This window comes from Polyangiaceae bacterium (genome assembly GCA_020633205.1).
Lineage (GTDB): Bacteria > Myxococcota_A > Polyangia > Polyangiales > Polyangiaceae > JAHBVY01.
On record JACKEB010000012.1, the window covers coordinates 301109 to 321332 of the forward strand.

The 20224-nt window shown below is 65.4% G+C and carries 18 protein-coding genes and 1 pseudogene; 7 read left to right on the plus strand and 12 right to left on the minus strand.

The annotated features are described in order from the left end of the window. Nucleotides 1-169: 169 nt before the first annotated feature. Complete coding sequence (locus H6718_13365; GenBank protein ID MCB9586386.1) at nucleotides 170-1387, plus strand: hypothetical protein; 1218 nt, start codon at nucleotides 170-172, stop codon at nucleotides 1385-1387. On the opposite strand, the gene H6718_13370 is transcribed toward H6718_13365, so the two are convergent. Together H6718_13370 and H6718_13375 are read right to left on the minus strand one after the other, a co-directional pair. Beyond that, nucleotides 1384-1842, minus strand: a complete 459-nt coding sequence (locus H6718_13370) for an SRPBCC domain-containing protein (protein ID MCB9586387.1) — start codon at nucleotides 1840-1842, stop codon at nucleotides 1384-1386. The genes H6718_13365 and H6718_13370 overlap by 4 nt on opposite strands. Beyond that, on the minus strand, nucleotides 1835-2158 hold the full coding sequence (locus H6718_13375) for a winged helix-turn-helix transcriptional regulator (protein MCB9586388.1): 324 nt from the start codon (nucleotides 2156-2158) through the stop codon (nucleotides 1835-1837). The genes H6718_13370 and H6718_13375 overlap by 8 nt, the downstream gene beginning before the upstream one ends. 741 nt (nucleotides 2159-2899) lie before the next feature. Between H6718_13375 and H6718_13380 the strand changes: the two genes are divergently transcribed. The 3 genes from H6718_13380 (at nucleotide 2900) to H6718_13390 (ending at nucleotide 6970) form a co-directional block, all read left to right on the plus strand. Further along, a complete protein-coding gene (locus H6718_13380; GenBank protein ID MCB9586389.1) occupies nucleotides 2900-4579 on the plus strand; it encodes a hypothetical protein in 1680 nt (559 codons plus the stop codon). Between the two features lie 169 nt (nucleotides 4580-4748). Then, nucleotides 4749-6110: a homoserine dehydrogenase gene (locus H6718_13385; protein ID MCB9586390.1), complete on the plus strand. Its 1362-nt coding sequence runs from the start codon at nucleotides 4749-4751 to the stop codon at nucleotides 6108-6110. Continuing rightward, nucleotides 6107-6970 (plus strand): glutamate racemase, encoded by an 864-nt coding sequence (locus tag H6718_13390; protein ID MCB9586391.1) that lies wholly within the window; start codon nucleotides 6107-6109, stop codon nucleotides 6968-6970. Before H6718_13385 ends, H6718_13390 begins: the two co-directional genes overlap by 4 nt. A gap of 165 nt (nucleotides 6971-7135) precedes the next feature. Here H6718_13390 and H6718_13395 read toward each other — a convergent pair whose 3' ends face one another. The 6 genes from H6718_13395 to H6718_13420 all read right to left on the minus strand — a co-directional run bounded on the left by H6718_13395 (nucleotide 7136) and on the right by H6718_13420 (nucleotide 12166). Beyond that, nucleotides 7136-8074 (minus strand): aspartate carbamoyltransferase catalytic subunit, encoded by a 939-nt coding sequence (locus H6718_13395; protein ID MCB9586392.1) that lies wholly within the window; start codon nucleotides 8072-8074, stop codon nucleotides 7136-7138. Between the two features lie 12 nt (nucleotides 8075-8086). After that, the gene (gene pyrR, locus H6718_13400; GenBank protein MCB9586393.1) at nucleotides 8087-8671 is read right to left on the minus strand and encodes a bifunctional pyr operon transcriptional regulator/uracil phosphoribosyltransferase PyrR; all 585 of its coding nucleotides are present in this window, start codon (nucleotides 8669-8671) and stop codon (nucleotides 8087-8089) included. 69 nt (nucleotides 8672-8740) lie between these two features. Then, nucleotides 8741-9568, minus strand: a complete 828-nt coding sequence (locus tag H6718_13405; protein ID MCB9586394.1) for a rhomboid family intramembrane serine protease — start codon at nucleotides 9566-9568, stop codon at nucleotides 8741-8743. Nucleotides 9569-9760: 192 nt separating this feature from the next. Beyond that, nucleotides 9761-10900 (minus strand): hypothetical protein, encoded by a 1140-nt coding sequence (locus tag H6718_13410; GenBank protein ID MCB9586395.1) that lies wholly within the window; start codon nucleotides 10898-10900, stop codon nucleotides 9761-9763. A gap of 112 nt (nucleotides 10901-11012) precedes the next feature. Then, nucleotides 11013-11555 carry a hypothetical protein gene (locus H6718_13415; GenBank protein ID MCB9586396.1) on the minus strand — a complete coding sequence of 181 codons (543 nt, stop codon included), beginning with the start codon at nucleotides 11553-11555 and terminating at the stop codon, nucleotides 11013-11015. Continuing rightward, nucleotides 11552-12166, minus strand: a complete 615-nt coding sequence (locus H6718_13420; protein MCB9586397.1) for a hypothetical protein — start codon at nucleotides 12164-12166, stop codon at nucleotides 11552-11554. The genes H6718_13415 and H6718_13420 overlap by 4 nt, the downstream gene beginning before the upstream one ends. 148 nt (nucleotides 12167-12314) lie before the next feature. On the opposite strand from H6718_13420, the gene H6718_13425 reads away from it, so the two are divergent. Beyond that, entirely contained in the window at nucleotides 12315-13175 is an 861-nt protein-coding gene (locus H6718_13425; GenBank protein ID MCB9586398.1) for a nucleotidyltransferase family protein, read from the plus strand. A gap of 85 nt (nucleotides 13176-13260) precedes the next feature. Here H6718_13425 and H6718_13430 read toward each other — a convergent pair. Next, nucleotides 13261-13506: pseudogene (locus tag H6718_13430) on the minus strand (enoyl-CoA hydratase). A 128-nt stretch (nucleotides 13507-13634) separates the two neighbouring features. Further along, on the minus strand, nucleotides 13635-14972 hold the full coding sequence (locus H6718_13435; protein ID MCB9586399.1) for a hypothetical protein: 1338 nt from the start codon (nucleotides 14970-14972) through the stop codon (nucleotides 13635-13637). A 138-nt stretch (nucleotides 14973-15110) separates the two neighbouring features. Between H6718_13435 and H6718_13440 the strand changes: the two genes are divergently transcribed. Both H6718_13440 and H6718_13445 read left to right on the plus strand, forming a co-directional pair. After that, nucleotides 15111-16406 (plus strand): anthranilate synthase component I family protein, encoded by a 1296-nt coding sequence (locus H6718_13440; GenBank protein MCB9586400.1) that lies wholly within the window; start codon nucleotides 15111-15113, stop codon nucleotides 16404-16406. A 165-nt stretch (nucleotides 16407-16571) separates the two neighbouring features. After that, nucleotides 16572-17396, plus strand: coding sequence for an SPOR domain-containing protein (locus tag H6718_13445; protein ID MCB9586401.1), 825 nt, complete (start codon nucleotides 16572-16574; stop codon nucleotides 17394-17396). Nucleotides 17397-17409: 13 nt separating this feature from the next. Here the strand turns inward: H6718_13445 and H6718_13450 are convergent, their stop codons facing one another. Together H6718_13450 and H6718_13455 are read right to left on the minus strand one after the other, a co-directional pair. Then, a complete protein-coding gene (locus H6718_13450) occupies nucleotides 17410-19527 on the minus strand; it encodes a DUF4105 domain-containing protein (protein ID MCB9586402.1) in 2118 nt (705 codons plus the stop codon). Nucleotides 19528-19624: 97 nt separating this feature from the next. Continuing rightward, the gene (locus H6718_13455) at nucleotides 19625-20146 is read right to left on the minus strand and encodes a DUF3015 family protein (GenBank protein MCB9586403.1); all 522 of its coding nucleotides are present in this window, start codon (nucleotides 20144-20146) and stop codon (nucleotides 19625-19627) included. Nucleotides 20147-20224 lie beyond the last annotated feature (78 nt).

Genomic DNA, 20224 nt, shown 5'->3' on the forward strand with positions numbered 1-20224 from the left:
CGTGGTGCGGAGCCTCTGGGCCTGAAAGCGCACGGTGATTCCCCTGCGGAAAAACAGCGCTTGCCGGGGCCGCTGCAAGTAGTGGCTGTTCCGACTCAACACCCTCAGCGCCGAATTCTTGTCGGGCGCTTGCGGTCCTGGCTTAGCCTCTCGGAGCGAAAGGGGGGGAATGGCATCGAGCAAGCAGGCCGGCGGGAAGAAGGCTGCGAAGGGATCCAAGGACAAGGCGAAGAAGGTCGTAGCCAAGGGCTCCAAGCAGAAGGGCGCCCCGAAGCAAAAGGCAGCAGCAAAGCCGAACTCAGCACCCAAGGGCGCCAGCGCCGAAAAGAAGGACGGCGCAAAGCAGGACGGAGCGCGGGTGTACACGTCGCGCACCCGATCGCCGGAGGATCTGTTCACAGCCCTAGAATCGGGCTACAAGAGCATGGTTTCCGCGGAGAAAGAGATCGACCGTCGGCGCGCGAAAGAGGGGATCTCCGTCGTCCAGGAGGTGCTGGACGTTGCAGTCTCCAAGCCTGAGAACTCGGTTGGTCGCTGGCTATTGCCGAGGTTCGTGGAGTACCTGAAAAAAGGCGAGATCCTCGATCCGAAGTACGACGCGCTGGTGCACCCCTGGGAGTGGGAGTCGCTGCACCCCGTACTCAAGCGTATCCCCAACGACCGGCGCACCGCGCTCTTCCAGCGTCACTTCGAGCGTCTAATCGCGACTGGGCGTGACGTCTCGATGTACGACTTCGAGTGGAACCACCTGCGTCTGGTGCCGGACTTGGCGCCCTGGATCCTGCAGCACTACTACGTCGAGCACCGTCAGAAGCCTCACGAGCCCCTCGAGGATGAGGCCTGGAAGAAGTTGCGCAAGAAGATCCCCAGCATCGACGCGGCGCTGCGCGCTCACGCGGAGCGGGTCGGTCCCAAAGCGAAAGCGATCAAACCCAAGCAGTCGAAGGCGGCTTCGGCATCTCGCTTCCGCTTCAAGTCAACGGGCACGGCGTACGGGCCCGACGAGCTCGATGGGCTTTCGAAACTGGACCGCGCTCAGTTTCTGATCGCCGCTGAGGCAGAAGCCGGTAAGGCGTTCAAGAAGCCAAGCCAGTACGCGAAGGCGATGGCAAAGGAGCTCGAGGAGGACGCGGAGAGCCAAGGCGTGGAGACCTTCGAGGTGACCGGAGAAGGCGAGGGTTGGGTTCTCTGGCACTTCCCCTCGACCGACGATGGCAGCCTGTTCGAGAGTGGCACGACCCACCGTGTGTCCATCGTCCTCGTCTCCGGTGAGTTCTTGCCGCTGGATGAGCGTTGGACGGGCGGACGGAAGCTCGATTCAGCCGCGCGGAAACTGCTTGAGGGTCAGTGCGCGGAGCTGTCCGCCGCGTTCAGTCAGCAAAGCTAGCCCTCGCTGGTTAGTAGCTCCGTGATGCGCTCGGCGACCTTACCGCGCCAGCCGCGAGCCAAGCCTTCGAGGGCGAAGGCGTCTTGAGGCCTGAAGCCGCTGTGCTCCAAGCGCAGACGGGTGCCGCCATCTTCCGCGGGACGGAGCCGCCAGGTTACGATCGTGTCGAGGCGGTGCTCCTCCGAGCCGCCACGCCAGCTGTAGCGAAGCAGGTGCGGCTCATCGACCTCGAGCACCTCGCACTGCACCACGCCGTCCCAGCCGGGCATCGGCTTTGCGCGGAAGGTGAAGCGATGACCTACTTCCGCGCGGATGTCGTTTTCCATCAGCCAGGCCGCCAGAAGCTTGGGGTCGGTGAGCGCGCGCCACACGCGAGGCGGCGGAGCATCGATGAAGTAGTCGACCTCGATGGTGTGGCTATTGGTGGTCTCGGTTTCGCTTGCTGCTTCAGTCATCGGATAGGCTTTCAGCTAGTGCCTTGAGTCGGGGAAGGTGGTCGCTCCAGAAGGCTTGGTAGTGCTCGAGCCAGTTCACGAGCGGCGCCAAGCCGTCCTTCGCGATGCGATAGTGGGTCAGGCGCCCTTCTTGGCGTCGCGCGACCAACCCGGCCTCGTGCAGCGCCGCGAGGTGCTGGCTGACGGCCGGTTGAGAGATCTCGAAGTGAGCTTTCAGCTCTTTCACGGGACTCTCGCCGCGCGCCAGGCGTTCGAAGATGGCTCTTCGCGTTGGGTCCGAGAGAGCCTTGAAGACTTGGTCGAGGTTCGCGCTCACTCAAAACGTATAAGCGAATACTTATTGGTGGTCAAGCGGTGCTATCGGCTGGTCCGTTCGGTTGAAGGGGCTGCTCCTGCGATTTGAGCGCGCGCGCTCGACCGTCTGAGCCCCATGCACAAGGCGACGAAGATGACCGCCCGAATCTGCCCCAGGTCGCCGAGCAGGTAGCGCTCGGTCCGACGCGCAGAGTTCCAGAATTGCTGCGGGGAAATGACTGCTCGGGCTGTGCGGTTGCGTGTGCCTGGCGCGGTGCTGACCATCGCGCCTCCCCCCCAAAAAAAAGGAAGCGGAAGGGGCAGCGTGCTCTAGCTGTTCGAGGACGACGTGACTTCCCAGGAGTTCGCGGGAGTGGACGTGGACGCCAGTAGGACCCCCGCTCCAGGCGATCGAGGGGCGCGCGTCGCGCGACGACCAGAACTGCTTGGTCATCGCAACGACGGCGGCGATGGGGTTGGTGTCAACGGCCACGGCGGGCAAAACGAGGCCTGCCTGCGGATTTGGCTCGGGACCAACGCGCGTTCACGTCACTCGAGGGGGCGAGCCAGATGGATGTCTAACCGAGCGTGCTCCAGCACTCGGGAGCCGGCGCGAACCAAGCTGGACCTCGACGGGACGGCGCGGGGTGAAGTAGCCGCGGAACGTTGCGCCGCGGAATGCCACTCGGTACCCTGGGCGTCTTTTAGAGGACGGCCTATGGAAGACTTTCGGGTCAAAACCGTAGGTCGTGGTGCTTTGACCATGACTCGGCTCAGACACGGCAGCAGGCGTACGCGGCGACGGGGACTCGCCGTAGTGCTGCGCGTTTTGTGGGCTGGGCTGCTCGTCTTTGTGGCGGTCGGCTGCCGTGGACGCGTCGAGCAGGAGCAGGCCCCGGCACCGGTGGTCAATCTGCAGCCAGCTGCAGTGCAGGAGTCGCCGTCCCGGGAGTGCGCCGCGCGCATTCAACAGGCCGAGCGCGAACCGGAGCTGGCCGGCGCCACAGCCTTCGAGAGCAAGCGACCGCAGATATTGGCGCGAGCGAAGGCGGAGCCGATCTTGTTCTGGCGTGCGCCGAAGATCAGCGACGGTGTGAGTCCCGAGGTCGCCACGCTGCGTAAGCGCATCGAGCTCGGGCCGAACCAGGGCTTCGCCCTGCATTCGCTTTACCGTGTGGTAAAAACGCGCCCGGAGATCGCTCAGGCGCTGCTCCTGCGCGAGGGCTACTTCTACGCGGAGGATCCCGACCTCGCCGTGGCGATGGTGAACGTCGTGGAGCTGCATCACCTGTTCAAGTCTCCCGAGCTGTTCATTCAGCGTGGGAGCGAGGTGATCCATGTGGTCAAGGCCAAGCGCGGGTTCTGGTACGAGTACGCAGACGGCGCCGAGAAGGGGAAGCGCGCCCGGCTCTTCCTGCTCGATCGTGTCGTGGAGACCAAGGCTGAGCTGCAGAAGCCGCTGCATGTCGACGTGCGTGACTTGGCCTATCAGCTCGGCTTCGAGCAGCTCAAGGTGCGGCACATCAGCGAGGAGTCGATGGTCGCCGACTTGCGCTATGGCGAGCACTGGGTTCCGAGCTTGCTGAGCCGCGAAGGCAGCAAGCTCAAGCTCGAGTGCGAGCAAGTGGAGAAGCAGGTCGAGCCGGCCCTCGCGCGGACGCAGCAAGTGCTCAAGCGCCGCACCGCGCTCGTGCAGGTGCAGCAGCGTGCGATCGCGCAAATGGTCGAGGAGTCGTTGCCCTTTGACGAGCCGCGCACCGAAGAGGGGCAGCAGGACGGCAACCTCAGGCCGGCTTGGATTTGGGCCTATAACCACGGCTGGGATAGCTACACCTTCAACGACGACGGCTACTCGGTGTTCGACAACGCGGGCCGGCCGTTGGTGCCACAGGTGTGCATCGACTTCATCACCGACACCTTCGAACGCGCGAGCGGCACCTGGTGGACGGCGCGGCAACACGACCGCCAGCGCGTCGAGGGCTTGCTCGACTTCAACCAGCTGAACGTAACCAATCGGCGTAGCGTCGAGGTGATCGTCAAGTTCGCCTGGGAGCACCCGGAGATGTTCGATGTCTACGACCTCGAGGCCGAGGAGCGCGTCCCCTTCATTTGGCGCGAGCGCTTCTTCGATCACCTGTATCAGAACCGCGATCGCTACCGCCCGGGTGACGTGGTGGCGATCCACGGCCTGCGTAGCGACGGCGAGATGCACTACCACTCGTTCTTCGTCTACGAGGCGGATCCAGTGAGCGGCATGCCGATCCTGCTCGCTGGTAACGCGGGTAAGCCGCGCATTCGCACATGGGAAAACGTGATGCGCTCGGCGCCTCGGCGCAGCATCAAGCATCGCCTGCGTCCGCGCCTCGAGTGGCTGGAGAGCTTCATCACACCGGACCCGAGCCTCGCCGGGCGGGCCCCCACGCTGTCCTCCTCGCCGACCTGAGGGGGCACACACGCTCCGCGAGTGACGTCGGAAGAGGTCGAGCGCCCGAGGGAGCCGGGGAGGCGCGAACAAGCAGCAACTCGCGCCCGGGAGGCGCGAACCAAGCAACTGGCGGTTTGTCTCCGTTTCGCGGTGAATAGCGCGGCAATCGAGTCGAAGGGCTTGCGCATTGGCCTCCGCCCGGCAAGGCTCCCGCCTGCAGAAAGCGAAGGATATCGTGGCTGAGCGCATCAAGTTTCCTGTTCGAATCGGTCTTTTGGGTTGTGGCACCGTGGGGGGTGGCGTGATTCAGCTGATTCAGGAGAACGCGGAGTATCTGGCGAGCCGGGTCGGCGCGCCCTTGGAGATCCGCCGCGTCCTGGTACGCGACGCAGAAAAAGACCGCGTGCCTGGCTGCAAGAAGGAGTGGCTCACCACCGACCCCGATCTGGTGCTCGCGGAGGACGCTGTAGACATCGTGATCGAGGTGATGGGCGGTGAGGAGCCCGCCAAGAGCTACGTCGAGCGCGCCATTGCCTCGGGGAAAAGCGTCGTGACGGCAAACAAGTACTTGCTGGCGAAGCACGGCCCACGCCTGGTGGAGCTCGCGAACGAGCAGGGCGTCGACCTGGCGTTCGAGGCGTCCGTCGGTGGTGGCATTCCGATCATCCGCACGCTGCGCGAGGCGCTGACCAGCGACTGGGTGCTCAGCGTCCACGCCATCTTGAACGGCACCTGCAACTACATCCTCACCCGCATGCGGGACGAGGGGATCGGCTTTGACGCCGTCGTCAAGGACGCCCAGCGCCTGGGTTACGCCGAAGCCGACCCGAGCCTCGACGTGGACGGCCACGACGCCGCTCAGAAGCTCGTGGTCATGAGCATGCTGGCGTTCGGTGCCAAGGTGCCCGTGGAGCAGGTGAAGGTCGAGGGCATTCGTAGCATCGATCAGCTCGATTTCCGCTTTGCGGATCGCTTCGGCTACACCATCAAGCACCTGGCGATTGGCTACGATCACGGCTCGCGCATCGAACTCAGAGTTCATCCTGCTATGGTGCCGCGCGGAAGCGTTTTGGCGAACATTGACGGCGTGCTCAACGGCGCCTTCCTGCAAGGGCGAGCCCTCGGTCCATGCCTGCTCGTCGGGCGTGGCGCCGGCGACATGCCGACGGCGGTGAGCGTCGTCGCGGATTTGGTCGATGTCGCCCGCTCCAAGATCGAGGGCGAGCCAGGGCTCCAGACCCGCGGCATCCAGATGAAGGAGCGCCCGTTGATGCCTCTCGACGAAGTCAGCGCCCGCTATTACCTGCGCTTCGACGTGGGTGACGAACCGGGTGTGCTGGGCCTCATCAGCACGGCTCTCGGCAAGCACAACGTCAGCATTGAACAGATGATGCAAGAGGGACGGGCGTCAGACGCTGGGGATGCCGTGCCGGTCTTGATCATCACCCACGGCTGCACCGAAGGTCAGGTGCAGGCGGCGATGGCGGAGATTGCCGGACACCAGTTCTTGAAGGGCGCCCCGCGGTTCATCCGCATCGAGGACGTGTGAGCCTCAGCAAACCGCGCCCACGCAGCTCGGCGCTCGGGGTCTTTGACTCCGGGCTTGGTGGGCTCACGGTGGTGCGCGCGCTGCGTGAGCTCTTGCCCCAGGAACACATTGTTTACCTCGGGGATACGGCGCGTGTTCCGTATGGCACGCGCTCCGCGGAGACCGTGGTGCGCTACGCGCGGGGCTGCGCGAACATGCTGATCCAGCGCGACATCAAGGCGCTGGTGATTGCCTGCAACACGGTGAGCGCTGTCGCGGTCGAAATGCTGCGCGCTGAGTTCGACCTGCCAGTGATTGGCGTGGTGGACCCCGGTGCGTCTGCGGCGGTGAGCCAGGCGGAGCGACTCGGCGGTGCCGTGCGGATTGGAGTCCTGGGTACGGCGGGCACAGTCGCTTCAGGCGCCTATCCGCGCGCCGTGGGTCGCTTGTCCACGCGCTTCGAAGTCGTGGCGCAGCCCGCACCGCTGCTCGTACCGCTGGTTGAAGAGGGCTGGCTCGAAGGGGACGTGCCGCGGCTCGCCATCCAGCGCTACCTCGAGCCGCTGATCGAAGCCGAGGTCGGTGTGATTGTGCTCGGGTGCACTCACTATCCGTTGCTCAAGCCGATGATCGAGCGCGTGGCCGCAGAGCTCGCGGGGCATCCGGTGCCCGTCGTCGACTCCGCGCAGGCGACGGCCGTGGTGGTTCAAGAGCTGCTCGAGGAGCGTGAGCTGGGCTCACTGCCGGCGGCTGACGAGGCGGCGGACGGGCAGCTCGAGGTGCTGGTGAGTGACTTGCCGAAGAGCTTCGCCAGTGTCGCTGAAGCCTTCTTGGGGCACGCAATCGAGCACGTCGCGCAAGTGGATGTGGTCGTCGGCTAGCCGACGTTCCTCACCCGGCCCCGATGGCAAAGTCCTGCTCAAAGCGCAGGCCTTTTCGCCATTGGGGGCCTCGATTTCCTCGGTGCCCCGCCAACTCGGCAACCTGGGCTGGCGCGGATTGCTGCTGACTCGAGGCTATTCCGCGAGGATCTTCTGGGGGAGGGGTCAGCTGGGCTCGCTGCCTGGTTCACTCGCACACAGGTAGAGCACCGCCATGCGCACGGCGACGCCTGCCTCCACCTGATCGAGGATCACGGCTTGCTCGGACTCGGCGACATCGTCGTTGATCTCGACGCCGCGATTCATCGGTCCGGGGTGCATCACGAGGGCGCCCTTTTTTGCGAGGCCGAGGCGCGCCATGTTGAGGCCCCAGAGGCGCGAATACTCGCGGGTGGTGGGGAAGAGCGCGGTACCTAGGCGCTCTTGCTGGATGCGCAACATCATCACCACATCGGCGCCCTCGAGGGCAGGCTCCAGACGATCGAAGATCGGCACGCCGAGGGCGCCGGGCACGGCAGGCCACATGGTGCGCGGCGCCGCGAAGCGCACCGTGGCGCCGAGCATGGTCAGCAGTTGCGCGTTGGAGCGCGCGACCCGGCTGTGCTGGATGTCCCCGCAGATGGCGATCTGCTTGCCTTCGAGGCCGCCCAAGTGACGTCGCATCGTGAACGCGTCGAGCAGCGCTTGAGTGGGGTGCTGGTGCATGCCGTCGCCCGCGTTGACGATCGCCGATTTGCTCTTCTTCGAGAGGTACTCGGCAGCGCCCGACGCGGAGTGGCGGATCACGACCACGTCGGGGTGCATCGCGTCCAGCGTCTGCAAAGTGTCTCGCAGGGTCTCGCCCTTCTTCGTGCTCGAGGTCGAAGCGGAGATGTTCACCACGTCAGCGCTGAGACGCTTGCCAGCGAGCTCGAAGGAGGTGCGCGTGCGCGTCGAGTTCTCGAAGAACAGGTTCAGCACCGTCTTGCCGCGCAGCGTAGGTGCCTTTTTTACGGGGCGGCGGCTGACCTGAAAGAAGGCCTCCGCGCTATCGAGAATGGCCACTGCGCTGGCCCGGTCGAGTTCCGATATCGAAAGCAGGTGGCGCAAGCGGAGGTCAGTCACGAAGATCTCGCCTTATTGGTTGGAGGGTTCGATGAGCCAGGCTTCGAGCCCTTGCTCGGTCTCGCGGACATCGACGCGAGCGTCGCGCGGGAGTTCGATGCGACGCACGCAGTAGTCGGGCTGGATCGGGAGCTCACGCCCAAAGCGATCCACGAGGCTTGCTAGCTCGATGCGCCGCGGGCGGCCGTAGTCCATGAGCGCGTCGATCGCGGCGCGCACCGTGCGACCGGTGAAGCACACATCGTCGACCAAGATCACGCGGCGACCTTCTAGGCGCTCGGGGATTTGACTGGGACCGATGCGAGGGTTCGGGAGCGCGGTGGCGGCGTCGTCGCGGTATAGGGTGATGTCCACGCTGCCGAGGGGCGGCGTCGCGCCGTTCTCGAGCTGACCGATCCACTGCGCCAGGCGCTTGGCCACAGGCTCCCCACCACGCCGGATGCCGATGAGCATCAGGGGTTCCTCGTGGTTGATCGAGCGCTCGAGGATCTCACCGGCCATGCGGCGCAAGCCGCGCTCCGAGGCGCTCGGGTCTAGGAGCAGCCGCTGCCCGTCGACGAACGGGGCGGAAGGCGGCGTGGACTCTGCTCCCGACATCGAGGCTTCTGGTAGATCAAGGCGCCGCTCGGTTCAAGCCTCGGCGCCGCTCTGCAGCGTGAAGGCGCGCTAATTCAACCAGCGGCCGTCGGGTCCCTTGCCCTCGTCGTCTTTGCCGCGCCCACCCTCGATCACGCGAAAGCTCGACTTGGCCACGCGCTTTTTGCGGTTCGAGCTGTCTTTCTCCACCTGCGCGTCGAGCTGCCGCAGCCGAAAGCGCAACCAAGCGCGACGTAGTGGCGAAGGTGTTCCACCGCCGAGCAGCCAACCGGCGAACATTCCGCCGAACGGCGAGAGCAAGCCCTCGGGCGCCGCGCTCAGCCACAGCACCCGGAGCACGCTCATCGCGATCACGAAGCCAAGCAGCATGCCGGAGGTGACCGGCAGTACGAAGAACAGGCGCACCGTTTGCCCACGGAAACTCAGCGCCCAGGCGACCGCGACGGCTTCGATCACCGGCGCGGCGCCGTACCAATACGCAGGTACGAGCCGCGCAGAGAACTGAGCCGGCAGCGCCAGCTCGAGCACGCCCTGGATGGTGTAGGCGATGAGTCCCGCGAAGAACAGGAAGCGTAGCGTGCGCTTGGTGCCCCACTGAGTCTCGAGCTGGGGCGTCAGGAAGAACAGGCCGATCAGCGCAAACAGCAGGTGGCCGATGTTGCCGCTTGGCTCGTGCATCCAAGGCGCGGTGACCAAGCGCCAGACTTGCCCGTGAAGGATCTTCTCGGTGCTGCCGCACAAAGCGTAGAACAGCTCCGCGCTGGCTCCTCCGTAGTTGATCGCGACGGCAAAGGCGACGTTGACGGCGAGCAGCGCCAGCAAGACACCCTTGAGCGCTTTGCCCGGCATCTGGAGGCCCCCGCTGACTTGCATCCCATCGCCACTTGGGCGGCTCATAAGCTTCTCGTAGCTTCCTTGGTGCCAAACCGCAAACCCGGGTGGCGAAATGAACATCCCACTCGGGCAGTCGACGTTTGAACCGCCACGGCCGCGGCGCCTTGGCTCGCGCGGCGCCCTGATTTCATGCGGCGCCTGATTCACGCGCCGTCCCGCTGCATCGCGCCTGACGCGTACCCACCGGGTGGCTTGCTAGTTGCTGCCGCCAGCGCCAGCCGCGCCGCCGGTTCCAGCCGTGCCGCTGGTCCCGCCGGTTCCAGCCGTGCCCCCAGTTCCAGCCGTGCCCCCAGTTCCAGCCGTGCCACCGGTCCCGCCGGTCCCGCCGGTCCCAGCGGTGCCACCGGTTCCAGCCGTGCCGCCAGTCCCGCCGGTCCCAGCGGTGCCGCCAGTTCCAGCCGTCCCGCCAGTTCCAGCGGTGCCGCCAGTTCCAGCGGTGCCGCCGCTGCCTCCGAATCCGCTTCCGCCGGGATACAATGGGCTGCAAGCTGCCTTCAACACCACGTTCTCGACGGCGGTGGCGGTGCACGTCGCGGAGTACGCCACGCTGCCATCGCTGCCCTGCGCCACGACGCCAAAGTCGTAGAGCGTGCCAGGCGTGAGATCCGTGTAAGGCGTGATGTCTCCGTCACACGTCGCGCTCTTCACCGCGCCATTGGGCAAGAGCTTGACCTGGTAGCCGCTGATGGTCGGATCCGTGGTCTCCGTCAATTCCGCGCTGGTGCATGCCTTGCTACCGCGTAGGGCCACGAGGTCGATGTCGATGCCCGTCGCAGGCTTCGTCGTGCGGAGGTCGGTCAACGCGTCGCACGGCTTCACGTAAACCGTCGAGAACGACACGCTGATCGCTGGACGTGCGCCGTTACCGTCGTGGGCTACGCCGCACTGGGTGCTCCAGCTCTTTTCCACACGGTTACCCTGTGCGTCGAGCATCACTCGCGAACCAGAGGCGAGGGGAGTCAGCTGGTCGGTCTCGTAAACGTCGACCTCCGCCGTGTAGCGGTTGCCTGGCGTGACGTAGCCGAAGGTCACGATGCGGTTGCAGCTCGTGGGAGGTGAGCTCGGGTGATCGAATTGCTCCGGCGTGGTTGCTTCCTCATCGGGCGCCGTCTCTCCGTGGAGGGTGACGACGTAGGTGCGAGGCGCGCCGTCCGCGTCGACGCACGGCAGGTTGCCCAGGAAGTCCGCGGGGTTGACGCCAACCAACGTGGGCGCGGAAGTCCCTGCGCTGGAGGAACCGGTATCGAAGCAACCGCCAACCGCCGCTGCACCGAGCAGCATGCAAGCGAGCGCCGAGAGCCTGTGTGGCGCAAAAGAAAGAGCGAATCTCTGCACGGATGCCCTCTTACAGCGCTTCGCCTCGCCGCGCACCCTCGAACTGCGCCCGCACGGGGCGTGAACGCGGGAAGCGAGCCGCACAATTGCGGGGTTTTTGTCCCATCCAGGCTCAGGGGATGGGCAGGTAGACGCGTTTCTCCAAGGGTGGCTCAACCGCGATCAGCTGATCGTCCCGCATAACGAAGCGCGCCACGCTCCGGGGCAGGGTCAGCGAGGCTTCGGGGGGCGAACCGCCGCTGCAGCGCCGTGGGATGCGGACCCGTGGCCGCTCCAGCTGAATCGCCGCTTCGCCCTGACGCCGCCCATACCGCACCCGGGTGTGCACCTCGATCTTGCCTTCACAATGCACCCGCGTGCCATCCCGCAATTCGAAGTCTTCGGTGGCGGTCAGACCCTCGAGCAGGGCCTTCTCCCCAGCCTTGAACACCAGCACGCTCTGGACGCGGGTGTCGAACACGCTGATCTGGCTCGGTGGTGAGTCGAAGCCGCGGGCCTCCTGAGTGGCCTGCCAGCGCGCGCCGACGCGCAAGATCTCGTCCTCGGGTGTCTCCGCGCGCACCTCTTGGGTCGACGGCCCCTGCTGCCTCTTACATCCGCACGGCAATGCGACGAGTCCGCACAGCCCGAGCAGCGCGAACCAGCGCACCCTCATGCTCCGCTGCCAGCCGCGCCAGCGGTCCCAGCGCTGCCGCTCGTGCCGCCGCTGCCACCGCTGGTGCCCCCTGCGCCGCCACTGGTTCCTCCGGTGCCCGCGGTTCCGCCGGTACCAGCGCTGCCCGCCGTCCCGCCGTCGGGCAACGGTTCTTCGTCTGGAACCAGGAAGCGGCACGCTGTGGTGTCTTCGGGTTGGAGCACCACGTCGCACACGGTGGTGATCGTCGATGCGAGCTGCTGATCTTGAAGCGCCGTACACTGCGCTGGGTCCGTGATCCCAGCTTTGGCGCACTCCCCAGCGCTGCTGATCACGGCCTTGCAGCGCCGGACTTCGCTGCCTTTCGGCTCGGATTCGAGCGCGAGCCCGTGCAAGCAATGATCGCGGTAGAAGCGCTTGCAAGCATCCACGTCCTCTGCGCCCTCGATGCCGCACTGAGCCGCCGCCTCGCAGCGAGTGTCCTCAATCTCGCGACACGTCGTGATCCCCACCGCATCGGTGCTGCAGCCGCCCGTAGCAAAGGCGGCGAAGCTGGCTGCGCCCGAAAACACGAAGGCAAGGGCGGTGCGCCAGGGCTGAACGCCCAAGCGGGGACTGCGCGAGGCTGACATACGAGGTGCGGCTAGCATGAGGTCGCGAAGCCGGGCGAGTTTCTTGCCGAACCTAATCCGCGGTCGTTGCCGTGGCGTGAGGCTCAAAACTCCAACGGGCGCGGGCCCTCTGATAAGCAGCAGGTATGAAGCACGGGTTGGAGTCGCTATGCCGCGGGTGATGGTGCTGTGCGCTGGCTTTGGCACGCGGCTCCGCCCGCTGACGAACGAGCTGCCGAAGCCCCTGGTTCCCCTGGGTGATCGCTCATTGCTCGGGCGCATCGCCCAGTACCTGAACGGCTTTGGGGTCACGGAGCTGGTCATCAACACGCATCATCTGATGCGCGAATTCAATAATATATCTAATGAATTATCGGTAAATGTTCAGGTAGTACCTGAATCAGAGATCCGCGGTACAGCGGGCGGTGTGGCAGGAGCACGGCAGTATCTCGAGACGCCGGCGCTGGTTTGGAACGGCGACATCTGGTGTGAGCCGCCAGTGAGCGAGCTACTCGCCAGTCAAGCGCCGTTTACGCTGCTCGTGGCTCCGCGCCCAAAGGGTCAGGGGAGCGTGGGTTTGGGGGAGAGGAGCAACGTCGTGCGCCTGCGCGGCGAATGCTTCGGCGATGAAGTGAGGGGCGCGGATTACGTAGGCATTGCCGCACTTTCCGCGCAGATACTCGAACGGCTACCCGAGCATGGCTGCCTGGTCGGCGACGTCGCGCTGCCGTGGCTGCGCGAGGGACACTCCATCCAGACGCTTGAGCTCAGCGGCGCCTGGAGCGATCTCGGCAACTTAGAGCGTTACCTTGCGGCAAACCTCGAGTGGCTCGGTGAGCGTGACCATTGGCTTGGCGCTGGTGCTCAGGTCGCACCTGAGGTTCAGCTCTCCAAGTCCATCGTCGGCGCCGGAGCGCGCGTGCAAGGTGAAGGAGTGCTCGAGGACTGCGTGGTGTGGCCGCGGGCGGTCGCGACGGCACCTGCCTCGCAGACCGTGTTTGGTCGCGGATTTGCGCAGCGAGTGAGCTAGCGCTCCCTCACCCCCAAAAATTGAGGCGCTTGCAGCGGCGTTTTCCGCGCGAAATTCCTATCAGCACCTTGCTTCTCCAGGCAGCCTACTTGCTGACGCCGAGCGCGATGGGGTCGCCGCCGTCGCGCTCTTGGACGGCTTGTTTGAAGCCGACTTCTTCGGCGCGCTGCTTGAACCACATCCCTTCGGGGGAGTGGCGTGCGACGCCGTCGAACAGCGTGGCGAACATCTGCGTGGTGCGCAGGCCCATGTTCTCGAAGGCTTGGTTCACCATCAGCTTGTTCATCAAGAGCTGGTTCCGCGGGATAGCTGCCATGCGCTTCGCGAGTTGTGCGCCCAAGCGGTACTCACATCGCGATGGTCGGCTTTGTAGCTGTGCCACAGCTGCTGAAGTCTTGGTGTCCGCTCTGCCGTGAGCGGCGAGGGGCGTCAAAAGGCAGCGCCCATGGAGCGCGGCGCTCAGCGCTGGAAGTAGATTTCGAGCAGCGTGCTTGGGCTACCGCCGGAGCTGCCGCCCGTCAGCGCGACTTGGCCGGTGGGCAGCAGGCTGAGCAGGCCAGGGGTGCGCTCGGTTGCGCTCAGCGGTTCGAGGGTCACCGGGAGGTTCTCAGCGACTACGCGGTAGAGCGCGCCGTTGCTTGCGTTGTCGCTGCTGAGGAGCAGTATGTCGCCGCTCTCCGTCGTCTGGAGCTGGACTGGGTCCTTGCTGTCCAGCGCTGGGCCGGCTGTTTCGGCGCTGCATGGCGCCGCACACCCGAGGTCGAGGCGCAGCATCTCCGCCGGTGCGTCGCCGAAGGAGCCACCCACACGGATGATCCCCGCGGAAGCTTCGAAGATCGCCGCGCCGCTGGTGGCGTCGGACGGCAGATCCAGGGTGTCGAACGCGTCGGCGCCGGGCTTCAGCTGTTCGGCGCCGGCAGCGTCTGCGCTCCCGCCGACGACCAGTAGCCCGCGACCTGGGAGGTACGCCGCCGCAGCGCCTTGGCGGGCCGCAGCCAAGCGGATCACGCTCAAGGTGTTGTCCGCCTCCACCCGCAGCACGCGATCGCTGGGTGACGAAGTGCGGGTGCCGCCGACGACGTAGGTCTCGTCGTCGGGTCCGGTGATCACCTGGCCGCCGCTCACGTTAGCGTAGGTTCCACCTTCGAGATCCTTGAGGAAACCGCTGTCGCCTGTGGTGAAATCCAAATAGGAAGCGCCGCTTGGTCCGATGAAAACCGCTGTCCAGCCCTGGTGCACGAACACCGTCTCGACCTTGCAGTCAGTCTCGCTGGGGCACGGCACCTCGAAGGCGTCGGATGCGCGCCACAAGCCGAGATCGTACAGCCGCCCTTCACGACCGCTCACGGAGAACAGGTAACGACTCGCGATGGTGCCGCTGAATTCCACGGGCGTGTTGAAGCTATCTCCGAGTTGATCCACTCGGCCGAGCTTCCCCGCGCGCCCGACCACCAGCGGCACCACCCGCTCGGCGACTCCTCGCGGATCGATCAGGATGCTGTCGCCACTCACCAACGTCTGACCCTGAGCGTCGCTGGCGCGCAGGTGAAAGCGTGCAAGATCACCGAGCCCCAACGAGAAGCCATCGACGGGGCCGTCGAACTCCTTGAAGTCATGGGTCGTGCCGTCTTCGCTGGTGGTGGTGATGTTCACGCGGTTCGGCGGTGGATCCGGCCACACCGTCGACTCCAGACCCGCCTCGAGCTTCACCTCGCCAGCTCCGAGGATCTCTTCGGAGCATCCCAAGAGACCGACGGCCGCCAGGGCCAACGTCAGCGCGCCACGCATCGTCCGCATGAAGCTTCCTACCGCCAAGCCTGTTTGGGCGCCAAGCCTGATTGGTGAGCCGAGCGACTCGCGGCACTCGGGGCGGAGAATGCAAAACAGCGGCGAAACACCGCTAACATTGCCCCCTAGCTGCGCTACATGCCTGCGATGCCCCTCGTGGTCCGGCATACGGATCTGCTCCCTGACGTCGCCGCTCTGGCCCGCAGCCTCGTGGGCGCGCCCGGCGTACAGGTGCTGTGGAGCGCCGACGGCAGCGGTCCGAGCTACCTGTGCTGCGACCCGGTCGCACAAGTCACGGCGCTGGACCCGGAGCCCAGCCTGGCGCTCGACTCGCATCTCGGGCCCCTCGGGCGGATCCCCCGCTGGATTGGGGTCTTGCCCTACGAGTGTCGGCGAGATCTGGAGCGCGCGCGCTACGTCTCGACGGAACAGCGCCCGCCGCCGTTCATCAGCTTGCCCCACTGGCAGCGTTACGCCGCCGTGGTCCAAGTGACGGAAGCCGGCGTCTCGCTGGTGGGAGACGATGCAGCTTCCGTGGAGCGCTTGGAGCGCCGCTTGCGTATCCGTGGGGCAATACGCACGGCGAGCCTGCAACGGCTGAGCGACGGCGCGGACGACGGCGGCGCGCACATGCGGCGCATCGAGCAGGCATTGAAGTTCATTGCCCAGGGCGACCTCTATCAGGTGAACCTGGCGCGCCGCTTCAGCTACCGCGCGACGGGCGGCGCGGTAGAGCTCTTGCTGGCGGTCGCGGGTCATGGCTCGGCGCCTTACGCCTGTGCCCTCGATGTCGGTCAGACGCAGGTCGTCGGTTTGAGTCCTGAGCTGTTCTTGCGCCTCGAGCCCAGTGGCCACGTGACCACGATCCCCATCAAGGGCACGCGGCCCCGGGGGAAAGACCCAGCGAGCGATGACGCCTTGCGAAGCGAACTCGACGCCGATCCGAAGGAGCGCGCTGAGCTGGCGATGATCTTGGATGTGGAGCGCAATGACCTCGGACGCATCGCAAAGACGGGCAGCGTGCAGCTCGTGAGCGGCCCAGAGGTTGTCACGCATCCCACCATTCACCATCGCCAAGCCACGTTGACCGCGCAGCTCAGGCCAGAAATCACCCGCCGCATGCTGCTCAGCGCGATGCTGCCAAGCGGCAGTGTCACCGGCGCGCCCAAGGTGCGGGCGATGGAGCTCATCGCTCAGCTGGAGCCGGTACGGCGTGGGCTCTACACCGGCGCTTATGGATGTGTGACCCAGGCGGGAGGCCTCGAGCTGGCGATGGCCATTCGCTGCTTGTCCTTACGCGGCGAGGTTGGCCACTACCACACCGGCGGCGGCATCGTGGCCGACTCCGATCCGCGCCGAGAGCTCGCCGAGACGGAGTGGAAAGCCGAGCAATTTCAGGCGCTCGCCTCGGCTGACCGGCCCAGCTTCGACGCGCCTGCTTGAGTCTCCGCTGAGGGCCGGACTTGCTCTCGACGGCGCGGGCGCGAAGGATCGATTCGGGGGGCCGAAACTTGGCCGTGAGCGGGGGAGGGCAGTACCCATATAAAAGCGGCCGCTGCCCTCGTCACCGAGAGCTCCTCCGAGGCCCGCATCGACCCGATGGAAAGCGTGAACGTTCGGAATCTCGAAAACATCCAGGAGGACGAACCGGGCCGCCGCTCGCCGCGTCTCGGGACGCTCCTGTTGTTCGCGCTCGGTGGGGGAGCGCTGGTTGCCGTCGCCGCCTTCAGTATGAAGAGCGCCGAACCGGCTCAGCAGCAGCAAAACGACCCCCTCGCGGCGCTGATGCAGGAGTCGCGAGAAGAGGCGAAGCCCGCGGAAGAAGTCGACGAGAGTGACGTCACCTTCCCGGGGATCCTCAGCGACACGGAAGCGCCAACCACCGCGCTCGCCGCGGTGAAGGACGAGCGCGGCCGCTTGGTGAAGCAAGACTTCACGCTGCCTCCGGGTGCGCCCACGCTGCCGCCACCGCCGTCGGATAGCCTGCCGGTTGTTCCGCTACCCGCTGGCAGCTTGCTCGCGGCGACGCCCGTGACGGAAGAGCCGAAGGATCGCCTGACAGGGCTCGCCGCCAGTCAGTCGACGATCGCGGATGACGCGGAGATGGCCCCGATGGGCAGCGAAGGCGGCTACCAAATCCAGGTCGCGAGCTTCCAGAAGCAAGAAGACGCAGACAAGTTCGTCACCGATCTGCGCAAGCGCGGTCACGCTGCGTACCGCCAGGCGGCTCACGTGCCCAGCCGCGGCCTGTGGCACCGCGTGCGCATCGGCCCCTTCAAGACGAAGTTTCAGGCCCTGCAGTACAAGAACAAGTTCGAGAAGACCGAGCGCGTCTCGCCCTTCTTGATCGACCCCCACAAGGTCAAGCTCGCCGAAGAGATTCGCAAGTCAAAAATTGCCGCGCGGAAGCGCCGGATGCTCGGCACCGACTGAACCCAGCGCCGCCTCAGAAGTACAGGTTGGCGAACCCGCGCACCGAGTTCGCGTTGGGTTGTGCGCGACCCGCCACGCCAAAGCCGACGTCCTGGCTCACCAGCCAGCGTGTGCTGAACTCGGCGTTCCAGGTGAGCTTCGGCTCCTGCGCCGGAAGCCAGGTCAGTTCGCCGGTGAGCAGACTGACCAGGCGGTGGGTCCAGCGAAAGCGCATGCCGCTGAATGGACCCAGTCCAGCACGTAGCGGCCAGTGATTGATGCCGTCGATCGGGCCCAAACCCAATACGTGGTTGTTCACCATCAGGAATACGGTGAGGCCGTCGTCGAAGGACTCGAGGGTTCCTCCCCCTCCGAGGGTGAGCACTCCAGCGAGGCACTCGTCGCAGCCGTCATCCCGTATCCGTGTGGCACCAGCCCTGACATGCCAGGACGTGTTGCCAGTGAAGCGGTCGAGGGGGGTGAGGGAGATGATGCGAACGAGGGAAAAATCCTCCAAGTAGAGTTTCGGCTCCTCCACGTCGTAGCGTAGCGAGAAGGGCAGGAACTCGATCTGCATGTGCTCTGGGTAGCCGACGGCTGGGTCATCGAGGCCATGCAGAGCCAAGCGACCGTCCAGCTGATGGAAGTAGCCCTGCGATGTGCTGTAGCCCGACCCGAGACCCCAGCGTTGGCTCCCGTGGCCGTTCTCCGGGTGTGCCTCGGGTGGAGGGTCGACGTTGAGCGGACGGCTGGGCACTGCGAGCGCTGCGCGCCGCTCGAGCAAGCGTTGTTTGCGCTCGTCCTCAGCGTCGGTCTTCAGCACATCTCGCGCAACGCTGTAGTCGAGGTAGTCGAGCGCTGCGTCCAGCACACGGACGCGAGCGGCAACCGAGAGGTCGTCGGGGAGCGGCGCCTCAGGATCCGCAGCGAGCAGCGCCAGCGCGCTCCTCTCGTTCGACGAGAGTGACTCGAGCCTGGCCCGAAACTGGGTGCGGTTCGAGGGGCGGAAATGCACCGAGCGTACCAACCCTCCTTCCTTGAACAGGGCTTTAATTGTATCCGCAGGGATAACCGGCCAGCCTAGCTTCGAGAGCAAGTCCGCGCTTGGTCTCGCGACCTCCAGGATCGCCAGGATGTGGTAGGAGCAGTTTTCCGTGAGGTAAAAGTAGTCAAAGTAGTTCGAGCCTAGCTCCCAGATGTGCGCGAGCATCATGTCGAGCTCCGCCTGGCTGAAGTTTAGCTCGTACTCCCACATGTCTCGCGACTCGAAGTCGTTGTATTCGCGGACTTTGTAGTAGTAGGGCAGGCGGCGAAACGTGCCCGGAAACATCCCCGTCAGCCCCTTGAACGCGTAGATGAACGAGTTGTTCGTGTCGACGTTGGCGGAGTAGTCAATTCCATAGTCGAGCAGGTCTTGGCCGCCTTCCGGGTTCTCTCCCGGGTCCTTGTTGATGCGAAGGAAGGTGTGGCCGAAGGCGGACGCCGGGTTGTTCAAGTAATAGGCGGAGAAGACCAGCGTGGCGGCCTGAGGGCGCATTCTGCGGCGGAAGTCCTCGTAGCGGGGACAGCGTCTGGTTGGGAGGCGGCCGAAGTCTATTTGCAGCTCCGCTGCGAGCCAGGCCCGCCGCGCCGGGAACCGACAGAACGGGTGTTGGATCTCCGCGTCGGTCTTGCGTGGTGGTCGAAAGAAGGCACGCAGCGTAGCTTCGAGCTCCGCTTCGGGGTTCGAGCTTCCGTCCGCGGCGAGAAAGAAGACGCGACTGTCGGCCTCGCTGGACCAACCGAAGACCCCTGGCCGGTAGTGCAGGAGCCGTTGCCAGGTGCGCGTCCGAGCGAGCTTCAGCTCGGCTGCTCGCGCGATGAGAGAGTCGAGGTACCGGCTCGCCTCTTGCCGCGCGGAACGAATCCCCGCTGCGCTTCGTTTGGGCTTGGCGTCCAGCTTTGGCTTGGTCCGCTTGGTGTGGGTCCGTTTGGCAGCACCCTTGGAGCTCGTGAGCGGCGCAGCTGCCGCCAGAGATGCTGGCAGTGCGACGCAACACGCTGCGACGGCGCAGACCAGAAAAAGGGCGAAGCAACGCGTGGGAGTCTGGCGGCGTCCGCGGAACGGGGTAGCGCCGGAGCGAAGCACCTCGCGGTGCTCGGAACGGGACATCAGGTCGTCTAGGAACAAGTGGAAGAAAAGAAATGGGGGCGAGTGTTCCTCACCCCCAAACCAGGTTGATCGCGCCGCTGAGACGCGAACGGGCGAATCAGCCCAGGTTGCCGCAAGCGAGCGACTTCGAGGTCTTCAGCGTCTCGACCACGGCGTCACCCACCTGAGCGTTCGAGGCCTTGGAACTCGGGAAGATCTGCTTGAAGTTCCTTTGCAGCGTACGGCCAACGGCCGCGCTGTCCTGGCAGCCAGCAAGCTCGGAGAGGCTCGCGATGGTCTCGCCGTTTCCGCGCGCGATGTCCTTGGCGAGCGCCACGCGATTCGTTTCAACGAACGCCTTTGCGCTCTCCTCGCCCGCGTCGGTGTCGTCGCAGTTGCTCGTGCCGCTGGAGATGCCGAACGTCTGGGTTCCAGAGGTGCCGTTGGTGGTTGCCGCGAACACCTGGGTGAATCCGGAATCCGGTGAGAAGATCATCGAGCCGAGACCGCAGCCGGCCGGGCCGTAGCCCGACGTCTTGCGCACGCCCGCCTTCTTCTCGATGTCTGACTCTTCCGCGCTCGCGGTGCTGGCAATCAAGCTGCCGGCGATGGCGATAAGCGCAAGGTTTCTGAGCTTCATGTGTTTCTCCTGTCCTCTTCTAGTTGTGGCGGTGGTTGCCGCCGGGAGACGCATCTGGGCAGCTTTCCTGCACGAAGA

Excerpts from the sequence above, each read along its gene's own strand:
- H6718_13365 (MCB9586386.1), top strand. The coding sequence starts at position 170 with ATGGCATCGAGCAAGCAGGCCGGCGGGAAGAAGGCTGCGAAGGGATCC.
- H6718_13370 (MCB9586387.1), bottom strand. The coding sequence starts at position 1,842 with ATGACTGAAGCAGCAAGCGAAACCGAGACCACCAATAGCCACACCATC.
- H6718_13380 (MCB9586389.1), top strand. The coding sequence starts at position 2,900 with ATGACTCGGCTCAGACACGGCAGCAGGCGTACGCGGCGACGGGGACTC.
- pyrR (MCB9586393.1), bottom strand. The coding sequence starts at position 8,671 with ATGTCGGGAGCAGAGTCCACGCCGCCTTCCGCCCCGTTCGTCGACGGG.
- H6718_13405 (MCB9586394.1), bottom strand. The coding sequence starts at position 9,568 with ATGAGCCGCCCAAGTGGCGATGGGATGCAAGTCAGCGGGGGCCTCCAG.
- H6718_13415 (MCB9586396.1), bottom strand. The coding sequence starts at position 11,555 with ATGAGGGTGCGCTGGTTCGCGCTGCTCGGGCTGTGCGGACTCGTCGCA.
- H6718_13420 (MCB9586397.1), bottom strand. The coding sequence starts at position 12,166 with ATGTCAGCCTCGCGCAGTCCCCGCTTGGGCGTTCAGCCCTGGCGCACC.
- H6718_13425 (MCB9586398.1), top strand. The coding sequence starts at position 12,315 with ATGCCGCGGGTGATGGTGCTGTGCGCTGGCTTTGGCACGCGGCTCCGC.
- H6718_13435 (MCB9586399.1), bottom strand. The coding sequence starts at position 14,972 with ATGCGGACGATGCGTGGCGCGCTGACGTTGGCCCTGGCGGCCGTCGGT.
- H6718_13440 (MCB9586400.1), top strand. The coding sequence starts at position 15,111 with ATGCCCCTCGTGGTCCGGCATACGGATCTGCTCCCTGACGTCGCCGCT.
- H6718_13450 (MCB9586402.1), bottom strand. The coding sequence starts at position 19,527 with ATGTCCCGTTCCGAGCACCGCGAGGTGCTTCGCTCCGGCGCTACCCCG.
- H6718_13455 (MCB9586403.1), bottom strand. The coding sequence starts at position 20,146 with ATGAAGCTCAGAAACCTTGCGCTTATCGCCATCGCCGGCAGCTTGATT.